Raw genomic sequence first — 13,756 nt, forward strand, 5'->3', positions numbered from 1 at the left:
ACAACAAATTCAAATTTGAATTTGATCTAGCTCGGTTCTAGGCTGCATTCACTCCATCGAGCAGGATGTCGCCATGCCGGAATCCCCACGCCAAAGCCCGCCGCGCGCGCCGCGCCAGGACGGCGAGGCCACTCGCGGGCGGATTCTCCTGGCGGCCGGCCAGCTGTTCGCCGAGCGCGGTTATGCCGATACCACCAGCAAGGCGATCTGCGAGCAGGCGCAATGCAACATGGCCGCGGTGAACTACCACTTCGGCAGCCGCGAAAACCTCTACCGCGCCCTGCTGCAGGAGATGCACAAGCACCTGATCAGCTACGACCAGCTGGAACAACTCACGCGCAGCGAACAGGACAGCCGCGACAAGCTGGCCCTGCTGATCGACGCCCTGACCCTCAACGTCGCCAGCGGCCAGCGCTGGCAGGCGCGGCTGTGGGCCCGCGAGCTGCTGGCGCCGTCGGCCTTCCTCGCCGAGCTCATCGACCAGGAGGCGATGCCCAAGGTGCGCCTGGTGATGGGATTGCTCAGCGAGGTCACTGGCATCCCGCTGCAGGCCCCAGCGCTGCTGCGCTGCCTGTTCAGCGTGATGGCGCCCTACCTGACGCTGCAGGTGGTCAGCCGCGAGATACCCACGCCGCTGACCGACCTCTTCGAGCAACCCACCGAAGACCTCGCACGCCACCTCAAGCTGTTCGCGCAAGCAGGGCTCGAAGCGGTGGCACGGGATTACCACGCGCAAGCGCTGTAGCGCGGGCTTTTCCTGACTACCGGGCCTGTTTTTCGTAGGAGCGAGCTTGCTCGCGAACCTGCCGCAATGAAGCCCCCCCCCCCCCCCGCCACACGATCAGGCAGCGGCCTGAGTACCGCTCTTGCGCTTGAACAAGTAGCAGACGCCCATCAGCACGACCCACACCGGGATCGCGTAGACCGACACGTCGATGCCCGGGATCTGCAGCATGATGCCGAGGATGAACACCACGAAGGCCAGGCAAAGCCAGTTGCCGAAGGGGTACATCAGCGCGCGGAACGAGGTCTTGGAGCCTTCGCGGTCCTTGGCGCGGCGGAACATCAGGTGCGCCAGGCTGATCATCGCCCAGTTGATCACCAGGGCCGCCACCACCAGGGACATCAGCAGCTCAAGGGCGCGCGCCGGGATCAGGTAGTTGACCGCCACGCAGGCCAGGGTGATGAACGCCGAAACGCCGATGGCCAGCAACGGTACGCCACGGTCGTCGATCTTGGCGAAGGCGCGCGGTGCGTCGCCCTGCTCGGCCAGGCCGAAGAGCATGCGGCTGTTGCAGTACACGCAGCTGTTGTAGACCGACAGAGCCGCGGTCAGTACCACGAAGTTCAGCACGTGGGCAGCGTTACCACTGCCCATCAGCGAGAAGACCTTCACGAACGGGCTGCCGCTGTAGGGGTCGCCGGCGCTGTTGATGCTTTGCACCAAGGCGTCCCACGGGTACAGCGAGAGCAGCACGGCCAGGGCGCCGATGTAGAAGATCAGGATCCGGTAGATGACCTGGTTGATCGCCTTGGGGATCACCTTCTTCGGTTCCGCGGCCTCGGCGGCAGTGATGCCGACCAGCTCCAGGCCACCGAAGGAGAACATGATGATCGCCAGGACCATCACCAGGCCCTTCAGGCCATTGGGGAAGAAGCCGCCGTGGCTCCACAGGTTGCTCACCGCCGCCTGCGGGCCGCCGGTGCCGGTGGCCAGCAGCCAGCAACCAAGGACGATCATGCCGATGATCGCCGCGACCTTGATGATCGCGAACCAGAACTCGGCCTCGCCGAAGGCCTTCACGTTGAACAGGTTGAGCGCGTTGATCAGGACGAAGAACACCGCCGCGGTGACCCAGGTCGGGATGTCCGGCCACCAGAACTGCACGTACTTGCCGACGGCCGTCAGCTCCGACATGCCCACCAGGATGTACAGCACCCAATAGTTCCAGCCCGACATGAAGCCGGCAAAGCCACCCCAGTATTTGTGCGCGAAGTGGCTGAAGGAACCGGCGACCGGCTCCTCGACGATCATCTCGCCGAGCTGGCGCATGATCAGGAATGCGATGAAGCCGCCGATGGCGTAGCCGAGGATCATCGACGGGCCGGCGGATTGCAGGACACCGGCCGAGCCCAGGAACAGTCCGGTACCGATGGCGCCACCCAGGGCGATGAGCTGGATGTGGCGATTCTTCAGGCCGCGCTTGAGCGAGCCTTCATGCAGATGGGGATGTCCATCCATTGCGGGGTTCCTCGGTAGAGGGGTTGGCTTTTTATCGTTATGCGTTGTGCGCAGCGGACGCCTTGTCGGCCCGGGTCAGGGCCTTCGAATGAAAAACGGGAGCCCGAAAGCTCCCGTTTTCCCTTACACCTGGATCAGCGCGGGAAGGCCGGCGGGGTGACCCCAGCCATCTCTTCCATCACGCGAACGACCTGGCAGCTGTAGCCGAACTCGTTGTCGTACCACACGTACAGCACGACACGGTTGTCGTTGCAGATGGTGGCTTCGGCATCGACCACGCCGGCGTGACGGGAGCCGACGAAGTCGGTGGACACCACTTCCTGCGAGGACACGAAGTCGATCTGCTTCTGCAGGTCCGAGTGCATGGCCATCTGGCGCAGGTACTCGTTGATCTCTTCGCGGTTGGTGGCCTTCTCGAGGTTCAGGTTGAGGATGGCCATGGAGACGTTCGGCGTCGGAACGCGGATCGCGTTGCCGGTCAGCTTGCCTTTCAGAACCGGCAGAGCCTTGGCGGCAGCGGTAGCGGCGCCAGTCTCGGTGATCACCATGTTCAGCGGCGCGGCGCGGCCACGACGGCTGCCCTTGTGGAAGTTGTCGATCAGGTTCTGGTCGTTGGTGAACGAGTGAACGGTTTCGACGTGGCCGTTGACGATGCCGTACTGGTCGTTGACAGCCTTCAGCACCGGCACGATGGCGTTGGTGGTGCAGGAAGCGGCGGAAACGATCTTGTCGTCAGCGGTGATGTCGCCATGGTTGATGCCATGCACGATGTTCTTCAGCGCGCCTTTGCCCGGAGCGGTCAGGATCACGCGGTCGACGCCCGGGCACTTCAGGTGCTGGGCGAGGCCGTCGGCGTCACGCCATTTGCCGGTGTTGTCGACCAGCAGGGCGTTCTTGATGCCGTACTGGGTGTAGTCGATCGACGCCGGGTCGTTGGAGTAGATCACCTGGATCAGGTTGCCGTTGGCGGTGATGGTGTTGTTGGCTTCATCGATGGTGATGGTGCCGTTGAACTTGCCATGCACGGAGTCGCGACGCAGCAGGCTGGCGCGCTTGACCAGGTCGTTGTCGGCGCCCTTGCGGACGACGATGGCGCGCAGGCGCAGGCCGTCGCCGCCGCCGGTTTTCTCGATCAGGATGCGCGCCAGCAGGCGGCCGATACGACCGAAGCCGTAGAGGACGACGTCGGTGCCTTCGCGGCTGCCGCCGTTCTGCTTGCCAACCACGTCGGCCAGCTCGTCCTTGACGAACTGCTCGATGGCACGGCCGTTACCTTCGGCCTTGAACTTGGCGACCATCTTGCCGAGGTCGACCGAAGCGGCGCCGAGTTTCAGCTCGCTCATGGTCTTGAGGATGGGGAAGGTGTCGTGGACCGACAGCTCGGCCTCGCCAGCCAGGCGGTGACGGGCGAAACGGTGGGCCTTGAGGATGTCGATCACCGAACGGTTGATCAGGCCACGGCCATAGATAGAAGTCACCACGTTGTTGTTGCGGTAGAGCTGGCCGATCAGCGGAATCATGGCTTCCGCGAGGGCTTCACGATCGATCCACTCACCGAGACACTGGTCGGGCTTCTGAGTCACGGGCAATACCTTCCACATGTAGGAGAAGAAAAAAGGGGCTACATTATGACGGCGCCGGCAGGCGGCGGCAATCTGCAACGCTGCAAAGACTGACAGCCGTCAATCCGGATAGTTACAATCCGGCCGGTCAACTTTCCGACCGGAGCCCGCTACGCCCGTGTCCGTCCTGCGCATACCCACCCTGCCCACGGCAGCCGGCAAACAAACCTGGGGCAGCCTTCCCGGCGCGGCCCTGAGCCTTGCCATCGCCGAAGCCGCCGCCCCGGCGAAACGATTCACCTTGCTGCTGACCGCCGACAGCCAGAGCGCCGAGCGCCTGGAGCAGGAACTGCAGTTCTTCGCTCCCGACCTGCCCGTGCTGCAGCTGCCGGACTGGGAAACCCTGCCCTACGACGTTTTCTCGCCGCACCAGGACATCATTTCCCAGCGCGTCGCCGCCCTCTATCAGCTCCCGGAACTGAAACGCGGCGTGCTGGTGGTGCCGATCATCACCGCCCTGCACCGCATGGCCCCGGCCAAGTTCCTGCTCGGTAGCAGCCTGGTGCTGGACGTCGGCCAGAAGCTCGACGTCGAGCAGATGCGCCTGCGCCTGGAGGCCGCCGGCTACCGCTGCGTGGACACCGTCTACGAACACGGCGAGTTCGCCGTGCGCGGCGCGCTCATCGACCTCTATCCGATGGGCAGCGAGCTGCCCTACCGCATCGACCTGTTCGACGACGAGATCGAGACGCTGCGCACCTTCGACCCGGAGAACCAGCGCTCCATCGACAAGGTGCAGAGCATCCGCCTGTTGCCGGCGCGCGAATTCCCCCTGCGCAAGGAAGCGGTGACCGGCTTCCGCGGCCGCTTCCGCGAGCGCTTCGACGTCGACTACCGGCGCTGCCCGATCTACCAGGACCTGGCCAGCGGCCTGACCCCGGCCGGCATCGAGTACTACCTGCCGCTGTTCTTCGAGGAAGGCGAAACCTCGACCCTCTTCGACTACCTGCCGCAGGACACCCAGGTGTTCTCCCTGCCCGGCATCGAGCAGGCCGCCGAGCAGTTCTGGAACGACGTGCGCAGCCGTTACGAAGACCGCCGCTACGACCCGGAACGCCCGCTGCTGCCGCCGGCCGAGGTATTCCTGCCGGTGGAAGACTGCTTTGCCCGCCTCAAGCAATGGCCCCGCGTAGTGGTCGGCAGCGAGGCAGTGGAGCCCGGTGTCGGCCGCGACAACTTCCCCGCCGAGGCGCTGCCGGAACTGGCCATCGAGGCCAAGGCAAGCGAGCCGCTGGCACGCCTGCGCCGCTTCATAGAGGAATTCCCCGGGCGCATCCTCTTCAGCGCCGAATCCGCCGGCCGCCGCGAGGTGCTGCTGGAACTGCTGGCGCGACTGAAGCTGCGCCCGAGCGAAGTCGACGGCTGGCCGGCCTTCCTCGCGCACCCGGAACGCCTGGCGATCACCATCGCCCCGCTGGACGACGGCCTGCTGCTGCAGGACGGCGCCAAGGGCGTGGCCCTGGTCGCCGAAAGCCCGCTGTTCGGCCAGCGCGTCATGCAGCGCCGGCGCCGCGAGAAGACCCGCGACGGCGGCGACAACGTCATCAAGAACCTCACCGAGCTGCGCGAAGGCGCGCCGGTGGTGCACATCGACCACGGCGTCGGCCGCTACATCGGATTGATCACCCTGGATATCGACGGCCAGACCGCGGAATTCCTCGCCCTTCAGTACGCCGACGAAGCCAAGCTTTACGTGCCGGTGGCCAACCTGCACCTGATTGCCCGCTACACCGGCAGCGACGACGCCCTGGCGCCGCTGCACAAGCTCGGCTCGGAAACCTGGCAGAAGGCCAAGCGCAAGGCGGCAGAGCAGGTCCGCGACGTCGCTGCCGAACTGCTCGACATCTACGCCCGCCGCGCCGCGCGCAAGGGCTACGCATTCAAGGACCCGCAGGCCGACTACGCGACCTTCTCCGCCGGTTTCCCCTTCGAGGAAACCCCGGACCAGCAGGCCGCCATCGACTCGGTGATCGCCGACATGCTCGCGGAAAAGCCGATGGACCGCCTGGTCTGCGGCGACGTCGGCTTCGGCAAGACCGAAGTGGCCATGCGCGCGGCCTTCGTCGCCGTGCACAGCGGCCGTCAGGTGGCGGTGCTCGTGCCCACCACCCTGCTCGCCCAGCAACACTACAACAGCTTCCGCGACCGCTTCGCCGACTGGCCAGTGACCGTCGAGGTAATGAGCCGATTCAAGACCGCCAAGGAAGTCGAAGGCGCTGCGGCGCAACTGGCAGAGGGCAAGGTCGACATCGTCATCGGCACCCACAAGCTGCTGCAGGAAGATGTGCGCTTCAAGAACCTCGGCCTGGTGATCATCGACGAGGAACACCGCTTCGGCGTGCGCCAGAAGGAACAGCTCAAGGCCCTGCGCAGCGAGGTGGACATCCTCACCCTCACCGCCACGCCGATCCCGCGCACCCTGAACATGGCGGTCGCCGGTATGCGCGACCTGTCGATCATCGCCACGCCTCCAGCACGCCGTCTGTCGGTGCGCACCTTCGTCATGGAAGAGCAGAAGTCGGTGATCAAGGAAGCGCTGCTGCGCGAGCTGCTGCGCGGCGGCCAGGTCTACTACCTGCACAACGAGGTGAAGACCATCGAGAAATGCGCCCGCGACCTGGCCGAGCTGGTCCCGGAAGCGCGCATCGGCATTGGCCACGGGCAGATGCACGAACGCGATCTCGAGCGGGTGATGAGCGACTTCTACCACAAGCGCTTCAACGTGCTGGTGGCCTCGACCATCATCGAGACCGGCATCGACGTGCCCAGCGCCAACACCATCCTCATCGAGCGCGCCGACAAGTTCGGCCTGGCCCAGCTGCACCAGCTGCGCGGCCGCGTCGGCCGTAGCCACCACCAGGCCTACGCCTACCTGCTGACGCCGCCGCGCAAGCAGATGACCCCGGACGCCGAGAAGCGGCTGGAGGCCATCGCCAACGCCCAGGACCTCGGCGCCGGCTTCGTCCTGGCGACCCACGACCTGGAAATCCGCGGCGCCGGCGAGCTGCTCGGCGAAGGCCAAAGCGGGCAGATCCAGGCGGTCGGCTTCACCCTCTACATGGAAATGCTCGAGCGCGCGGTCAAGGCCATTCGCAAGGGCGAGCAGCCGAACCTCGAGCAGCCATTGGGCGGCGGCCCGGACATCAACCTGCGCGTGCCGGCGCTGATCCCCGAGGACTACCTGCCCGACGTGCACGGCCGGCTGATCCTCTACAAGCGCATCGCCAACGCCGCCGACGAGGACGGCCTGCGCGAGCTGCAGGTGGAAATGATCGACCGCTTCGGCCTGCTCCCCGAGCCGACCAAGAGCCTCATACGCCTGACGCTGCTGAAACTGCAGGCGGAAAAGCTCGGCATCGTCAAAGTGGATGCCGGCCCGCAGGGAGGACGGGTAGAATTCGCCGCCGATACCTGCGTCGACCCGCTGGTGCTGATCAAGCTGATCCAGAGCCAGCCGAACCGCTACAAGTTCGAAGGCGCGACCCTGTTCAAGTTCCAGGTGCCGATGGAGCGCCCGGAAGAACGCTTCAACACCCTGGAGGCGCTGTTCGAGCGCCTAGCCCCCACAGCCTCCTAAAGGACCGGTATGTTCCGCTACCTGCTGCTCTCGCTTGCCCTGCTCGCCCCCGCGAGCTTCGCCGACGACCTCTACCAGGTCGAACTGATCCTGTTCCAGCAGGAAGGCGACGTCGTCTATTCCAGCCAACCGGCGCCTGACGACTGGGCCAAGGGAGCCCAGCCGCCGGCACCCGACAGCCGCCGTCCAACCGCAATGGACGCCCAGGCCAACAAGCTGGCCCAGGCCCAGGGCTACCACGTGCTGATGCACAAGGCGTGGAAGCAGGCGATCACCGACCAGCCGGTGAAGATCTCGCTGAGCGAAGGCCAGGAGCAGGACGGTCACTTCCCTGTGGAAGGCACCTTGACCCTGCGCCAGCAGCGCTTCGTCGACACCCAGGTGGACTTCTGGATCAACCAGTTCGGCGGCGACGGCCTGCTCGAGCACAGCCAGCACATGGTCCAGGACGTCAGCCTGAAGAACGGCGTACTGGCCTACCTCGACCATCCGAGCCTCGGCATGCTGGTCAAGGTCAGCCCGCTCAACGCCAAGCCGGCCACCCCGCCGCCGGCGGAGATGGAGGAAGACGCCCCGGCCGGCCAACCGCAGCAAGCACCGCAACAGGCGCCGCAAGCGCCGGCCAATGGCGGCTTCGACGCCCCGCCGGCAAGCGAGCCCACGCAGCAGTAACCCCGTACCGAAGGCGGCGCCATGCCCCAGTTCGCAGAACACCTGCAACGCATCCCCTGGCGCCGCCTGTTCCCCGCCATCACCCTGGTCCGTGGCGAAGCCTATGCCCGCGAGGGCCGCATTCAGATCGTTCGCCTCACCGAACGCTCTCTGGAGAGCACTTGCATAGGCTCGGGCAACAATCGCTACCGCCAGCGCATCCGCCTGTCCCAAAGCGGCGACACCCTCGACTGCCAGTGCGATTGCCCGGTCTCCTTCGATTGCAAGCATTGCGCAGCTGCGTTGCTGCACTTGCTGGATGAGCAGGCCGCCCTTACTCCGGCCACCCCGACGCCAGTGCCAGTTGCCCGCCCGGCGCCCGCCCCAAGCAATCGGCTTTCCACCGATCTGCAAAGCTGGCTGAAAAAACTGCCCGCCACGCTCAAGCCTCCGCCGAAGAAAGCAGCGCCATGCACCGAGCTGCTGCATTACCGGCTGACGAAGAACGGCCGGATATTCATCCACAGGGCGGCGCACAGCGACAGCGGCCAACTCCTGGGCTACCCACGCCTGGGATCCATTTCCGTGGCGCTGGGCCAGGGCGTTGCGGAACCGGATCAGCGCATCCTGCTGCGCGCCCTCGGCTGCGAAGGCGTCCAGCCACACCACAACGAGGTGCTTCTACTCGGTCGCGATGGCGCGGAACTGCTGGAACTGATCCTGCGCAGCGGGCAACTGTTCCTGGATGCCCAGGACCTCGCCAGCCAGTTGCAGCCGGGACCGGGGCTGCCTGCCAGACTCGCCTGGCAGGCCCGTCCGGACGGCTGCTACACCGCCGGGTGGCAAGTCGAAAGCAATCCTTGCCCGCAACTGCTGACCCAATTGGCGCCTCCCTGGTATGTCGATCACCAGAGCCTGCGCGCGGGACCATTGCTCCACGACCTGCCCGACGCCCTGGCCAACCACCTGTTGAGCGTCCCTCCGGTGCCCCCGGCAGAGGCCATCCTGTTCAGTCTGCAGCTCAAGGAGCTGGCACCCGAAGCGCCCTTGCCGGTCTCCACCGATGAGCGTCGGCTGGATGATGTGCAGCCGGTGCCGCACCTGCGACTGAGCACCGTGCACGAAAGCTTCCATCGCCAGGACAAGCACCAGGCATGCCTCTCATTCGCCTACGGCAAAGAACAGGTCCACGGCCCCGCGCGCGGCGACCAGCCCATCCGCTGCCTGGAAGACGGCGCCTTTGTCGTCATCGAACGCCAACCCAAGGCCGAGCAGGCCGCGCGCAAGGCTCTGCAACGCCTGGGCCTGCAGAAACTCCACAAGTACTCCACACCCTACGAATTGAGCGAGCGCTACGAATGCTTCCGGCCCGCAGGCGACGAGCACTGGGCCGAAATCGTCCGCCGCCTGCCGGAGCTGCGCGCCAAGGGCTGGGTGGTCGAGATCGACGAGGACTTCCCCTTCGACTTCAGCGAAGTCGAGGACTGGTATGCCCGACTCGACGAGGAACCCGGCAACGCCTGGTTCGACCTGGAGCTGGGCATCGTGGTGGACGGCCAGCAGATCAGCCTGCTGCAGCCGCTGCTGGAACTGCTTAGGCATCGCCCCTCGGCCCTGCGCGACAGCTCCGCCAAAGGCGAACTGCCGATTCGCCTCGACGCGCGGCGCCAGGCGGACGGCAAGCCACTGACCGTGAGCCTCCCTCTGGAGCGTGTGCGGGCCATGCTCCAGTTGCTGGAGGAACTGCTGCTGGCCAGCCCGCAGCACAACGACAACAGCTTGCGCCTGTCGAGCGCAGACGCCGGCCTGCTCGCCCCGCTCGACGACCAGCCCCTGCAATGGCAAGGCGGCGAACGCTTGCTGCAATTCGGTCGAAGCCTGCGCGATCACCGGCAGCAACCCTGCCCGCCCCCCGCGGGCCTGCAGGCCGAGTTACGCCCCTATCAGCTGCAGGGGCTGGCCTGGATGCAGGCACTACGCGAGCTGGAAGTCGGTGGCATCCTCGGCGACGACATGGGCCTGGGCAAGACCCTGCAGGTCCTGGCGCACATCCTTGCCGAGAAGCACGCCGGACGCCTGGAACGCCCAGCCCTGGTGCTGATGCCCACCAGCCTGGTGGCCAACTGGCAGGACGAAGCCGCGCGCTTCGCCCCGGAGCTGCGCGTACTCACCCTGCACGGCGGCGACCGCCACAAAGGCTTCGACGAACTCGGAAAATACGACCTGCTGCTCAGCACCTATGCCCTGCTGCCGCGGGATATCGCAGTGCTCAGCAAGCAGCCGCTGCACCTCGCCATCTTCGACGAAGCGCAGTACCTGAAGAATGCCAGCAGCAAATCGGCCCAGGCTGCAGCGAAGCTCGACGCCCGCCAGCGCCTGTGCCTGAGCGGCACGCCGCTGGAAAACCACCTGGGCGAACTCTGGTCGCTGTTCAACCTGGTGATGCCCGGCTGGCTGGGCGACCTGCGCAGCTTCACCCGCCTGTACCGCAACCCCATCGAAAAGGCCGGCGACAGCAAGCGGCTGGCCCATCTCAATGCGCGGATAAAGCCCTTCCTGCTGCGCCGCCGCAAGGACCAGGTGGCCGGCGAACTGCCGCCCAAGAGCGAGATCACCCACTGGGTGGAGCTCAGCGACGCACAGCGCGACCTCTACGAAACCGTACGCCTGGCCGTGGACCGCAAGGTGCGCGAGGAAATCAGCCAGAAGGGCCTGGCACGCAGCCACATCGTGGTTCTCGACGCGCTGCTGAAGCTCCGCCAGGTCTGCTGCGATCCTCGCCTGCTGGGCAGCGACCTGCCGACTTCGCAGTCGGGCAAGTTGGCCAGCCTGCTGGAAATGCTCGAGGAACTGCTCGCGGAAGGCCGTCGCATCCTGCTCTTCTCGCAGTTCACCTCGATGCTCGACCTGATTCGCGCCGAACTGGACGCCCGCGCCACTCCCTACGCCCTGCTCACCGGCAGCACCCTTGACCGCCGCGGCCCGGTGGAAGACTTCCAGCGCGGACGGGTGCCGCTGTTCCTGATCAGCCTCAAGGCTGGCGGCACCGGCCTGAACCTCACCGCAGCGGACACGGTGATCCACTACGATCCCTGGTGGAACCCGGCAGTGGAGCAGCAGGCGACCGACCGCGCCTATCGCATAGGCCAGGACAAGCCGGTGTTCGTCTACAAACTGATCGCCCGCGGCACGCTGGAAGAGAAGATCCAGCAACTCCAGGCCAGGAAGGCGGCGCTGGCCGCCGGCGTGCTGGAAGAAGGCAAGGATAGCGGCCTGCTATTGCAGCAGAGCGACTTGGACGCCCTCTTCGCTCCGCTGCCCGCTTCGTAGGGCGCATCACCGTTCGCGGTTATGCGCCGCCCCGATCAGCTCACCAGAACGCGCGCCAGCACCGCACGCACCTTGCCGATGCCGTCGTGCAGCGCCTGCTCGATCTCGGCCATGGTGATGATGCCGCTAGACTTGCCGGCGGCCGGATTGACCACCAGCGACAGGCAGGCATAGGGCAGCTCCAGCTCGCGCGCCAGTGCCGCTTCCGGCATGCCAGTCATGCCGACGATGTCGCAGCCGTCGCGCTCCAGCTTGGCAATCTCCGCCACAGTCTCCAGGCGCGGGCCCTGGGTCGCGGCGTAGACGCCGTGACTGCTGTGCGGATGCCCCAGCGCCTGCAGCGCCGCCACCAGTTTCTGGCGCAGCACCTCGTCATACGGATGGCTGAAGTCGATGTGGGTGACGTGGTCGATGTCACCGGCAAAGTAGGTGTGCTCGCGGCCCCAGGTGTAATCGACGATCTGGTGCGGCACGCACAGGTGGCCGCTACCCATGGCCGCGTGAATGCCGCCGACAGCGTTCACTGCCAGCACCGCCTCGGCGCCGGCCTGCTTGAGCGCCCAGAGGTTGGCGCGGTAGTTGACCTGGTGCGGCGGGAAGCGATGCGGATGGCCATGGCGAGCCAGGAACAGCACTTCACGACCGGCAAACTCGCCGCGCTGGATCGGCGCCGAAGGCGCACCGTAAGGCGTATCCAGGCTCAGTGAATCCTTCAGGGTCAGGCCTTCCAGCTGGGTCAGCCCGGTGCCGCCGATGATGGCGTAGACAGTCATTGCGAATCCTCAGTCGATCAGTTGCGCGGCGCGCAGTTCGCCCACGGCCTGCTGCCAGCGCGGCAGCTGCTTGTATTCGATGCCCGGCCAGGCCTTGGCGCGCATCCGCGCCAGGCGCTCGGGCGCCTGCACTTTCAGGCGTTGCAGGGCACCGAGAGCCAGCTCGGCGGAGCCACGGTCGTTGCACACCAGGCCCATGTCGCAGCCGGCGCCGAGCGCGGCCTGGATACGGCTGGCGGCATCGCCTACCACGTGAGCACCGGCCATCGACAGGTCGTCGCTGAAGATCACCCCATCGAAGCCCAGCTCGCCACGCAAGATGTCCTGCAGCCAGCGGCGCGAGAAACCGGCGGGACCGGCATCCACCTTCGGATAGATCACATGCGCGGGCATCACGGCGTCGATCTGTCCGGCCAGGCGCTGGAATGGAATCAGGTCGCTGCGGCGCAGTTCATCCAGGCTGCGCTCGTCTTCGGGGATCGCCACATGGGAGTCGGCCTCCGCCCAGCCGTGGCCGGGGAAGTGCTTGCCGGTCGCCGCCATGCCCGCCGCATGCATGCCGCGAATGAAGGCGCCGGCGAGTTGCGCAGCGCGTTCCGGGTCGCCTTCGAAGGCACGGCTACCGACCACGGCGCTGCGCTGGTGATCGAGGTCCAAAACGGGCGCGAAGCTCAGGTCCAGGCCGACCGCCAGCACTTCGGTCGCCATCAGCCAGCCGCACTGCTCGGCCAGGCGCTCGGCATTCTCGTTATCGGCAATGGCGCGCATAGCCGGCAAGCGCAGGAAGCCCTGGCGCAGGCGCTGCACGCGGCCGCCCTCCTGGTCCACCGCCAGCAGCAGATCGGGACGCACCGCGCGAATGGCTGCGGACAGCTCACGCACCTGGCGCGGGCTTTCGATATTGCGGGCGAAGATGATCAGCCCGCCCACTTCAGGGTGGCGCAGGATCTGGCGGTCCTCGGTGGTCAGCCAGGTGCCGCCGATATCGAGCATCAGGGAGCCTTGCATTGGGAATTCCTTAGCAGAGTTCAGCGGTGCGCCACTGCGGCTGCGGCGCTTCGTCGAGGCGCACGCGGCAGTGCAGGGGCACACGCGGGAAAAGTTGCAGCAAGTCGGCATTGCGCAAGCGCACGCAGCCATGGGACAGCGGAATGCCCATGGGTTCGCAATCCGGCGTGCCGTGCAGATAGATGTAGCGACGGAAGGTGTCGACAGGCCCGAGACGATTGACGCCCGGCTCGCAGCCGCTCAGCCAGAGGATACGGGTGAGGATCCAGTCGCGCCCGGGGAACTGCTCATGCAATTCGGCACTCCAGACCTCGCCCGTCCAGCGCCGCCCGCGCAATACAGCGCCATCGGGAAGACCTTCGCCAATCTTCGCCCGCACCTGGTGCAGGCCACGCGGAGTACAGCCCGAACCCTCCCGCTCGCCAGCGCCGTTGCGCGCGGTGGAAACCGGCAAACGCAACACCAGACGCTCCGCAGCGAAGCCGTAGAGCATCTGGTCGGGAAGGGAAATGTGCAGCAGATCGAGGTCAGGCATTGTCCGCCAGCGACAACC

General features: G+C 66.1%; 9 protein-coding genes. 4 read left to right on the top strand and 5 right to left on the bottom strand.

Annotation, left to right across the window (positions count from 1 at the left end):
- The first annotated feature begins 73 nt into the window (after positions 1 to 73).
- Complete coding sequence (locus tag PKB_RS18600) at positions 74 to 745, top strand: TetR/AcrR family transcriptional regulator (protein WP_043253473.1); 672 nt, start codon at positions 74 to 76, stop codon at positions 743 to 745.
- A 96-nt stretch (positions 746 to 841) separates the two neighbouring features.
- Here the strand turns inward: PKB_RS18600 and PKB_RS18605 are convergent, their stop codons facing one another.
- Positions 842 to 2,242 (bottom strand): amino acid permease, encoded by a 1,401-nt coding sequence (locus PKB_RS18605; RefSeq protein ID WP_043253474.1) that lies wholly within the window; start codon positions 2,240 to 2,242, stop codon positions 842 to 844.
- A gap of 134 nt (positions 2,243 to 2,376) precedes the next feature.
- Positions 2,377 to 3,843: a glyceraldehyde-3-phosphate dehydrogenase gene (locus PKB_RS18610; RefSeq protein ID WP_043253475.1), complete on the bottom strand. Its 1,467-nt coding sequence runs from the start codon at positions 3,841 to 3,843 to the stop codon at positions 2,377 to 2,379.
- Between the two features lie 139 nt (positions 3,844 to 3,982).
- Here PKB_RS18610 and mfd point away from each other — a divergent pair, with 139 nt between their 5' ends.
- Genes mfd through PKB_RS18625 form a run of 3 tightly spaced genes read left to right on the top strand, consistent with a single transcriptional unit; the run spans position 3,983 to position 11,422 of the window.
- Positions 3,983 to 7,441 (top strand): transcription-repair coupling factor, encoded by a 3,459-nt coding sequence (gene mfd / locus PKB_RS18615; RefSeq protein ID WP_043253476.1) that lies wholly within the window; start codon positions 3,983 to 3,985, stop codon positions 7,439 to 7,441.
- A 9-nt stretch (positions 7,442 to 7,450) separates the two neighbouring features.
- Positions 7,451 to 8,113, top strand: coding sequence for a CsiV family protein (locus PKB_RS18620; protein WP_043253477.1), 663 nt, complete (start codon positions 7,451 to 7,453; stop codon positions 8,111 to 8,113).
- A 21-nt stretch (positions 8,114 to 8,134) separates the two neighbouring features.
- Positions 8,135 to 11,422 (top strand): DEAD/DEAH box helicase, encoded by a 3,288-nt coding sequence (locus PKB_RS18625; RefSeq protein WP_084166674.1) that lies wholly within the window; start codon positions 8,135 to 8,137, stop codon positions 11,420 to 11,422.
- Positions 11,423 to 11,457: 35 nt separating this feature from the next.
- Here PKB_RS18625 and PKB_RS18630 read toward each other — a convergent pair whose 3' ends face one another.
- Genes PKB_RS18630 through PKB_RS18640 form a run of 3 tightly spaced genes read right to left on the bottom strand, consistent with a single transcriptional unit; the run spans position 11,458 to position 13,738 of the window.
- Positions 11,458 to 12,195 (bottom strand): S-methyl-5'-thioinosine phosphorylase, encoded by a 738-nt coding sequence (locus PKB_RS18630; protein WP_043253478.1) that lies wholly within the window; start codon positions 12,193 to 12,195, stop codon positions 11,458 to 11,460.
- Between the two features lie 9 nt (positions 12,196 to 12,204).
- Positions 12,205 to 13,203, bottom strand: coding sequence for a beta-N-acetylhexosaminidase (nagZ, locus tag PKB_RS18635; RefSeq protein ID WP_043253479.1), 999 nt, complete (start codon positions 13,201 to 13,203; stop codon positions 12,205 to 12,207).
- Positions 13,204 to 13,213: 10 nt separating this feature from the next.
- Positions 13,214 to 13,738, bottom strand: coding sequence for a L,D-transpeptidase (locus tag PKB_RS18640; protein ID WP_043253480.1), 525 nt, complete (start codon positions 13,736 to 13,738; stop codon positions 13,214 to 13,216).
- Between the last annotated feature and the right edge of the window lie 18 nt (positions 13,739 to 13,756).

The organism is Pseudomonas knackmussii B13 (genome assembly GCF_000689415.1).
Taxonomy (GTDB): Bacteria; Pseudomonadota; Gammaproteobacteria; order Pseudomonadales; family Pseudomonadaceae; genus Pseudomonas; species Pseudomonas knackmussii.

What these genes read in the sequence shown, in the direction of transcription:
- PKB_RS18640 (WP_043253480.1), bottom strand. Translation starts at nt 13,738, where the DNA reads ATGCCTGACCTCGATCTGCTGCACATTTCCCTTCCCGACCAGATGCTC.
- PKB_RS18610 (WP_043253475.1), bottom strand. Translation starts at nt 3,843, where the DNA reads ATGTGGAAGGTATTGCCCGTGACTCAGAAGCCCGACCAGTGTCTCGGT.
- PKB_RS18620 (WP_043253477.1), top strand. Translation starts at nt 7,451, where the DNA reads ATGTTCCGCTACCTGCTGCTCTCGCTTGCCCTGCTCGCCCCCGCGAGC.
- PKB_RS18630 (WP_043253478.1), bottom strand. Translation starts at nt 12,195, where the DNA reads ATGACTGTCTACGCCATCATCGGCGGCACCGGGCTGACCCAGCTGGAA.
- PKB_RS18625 (WP_084166674.1), top strand. Translation starts at nt 8,135, where the DNA reads ATGCCCCAGTTCGCAGAACACCTGCAACGCATCCCCTGGCGCCGCCTG.
- PKB_RS18605 (WP_043253474.1), bottom strand. Translation starts at nt 2,242, where the DNA reads ATGGATGGACATCCCCATCTGCATGAAGGCTCGCTCAAGCGCGGCCTG.
- PKB_RS18600 (WP_043253473.1), top strand. Translation starts at nt 74, where the DNA reads ATGCCGGAATCCCCACGCCAAAGCCCGCCGCGCGCGCCGCGCCAGGAC.
- nagZ (WP_043253479.1), bottom strand. Translation starts at nt 13,203, where the DNA reads ATGCAAGGCTCCCTGATGCTCGATATCGGCGGCACCTGGCTGACCACC.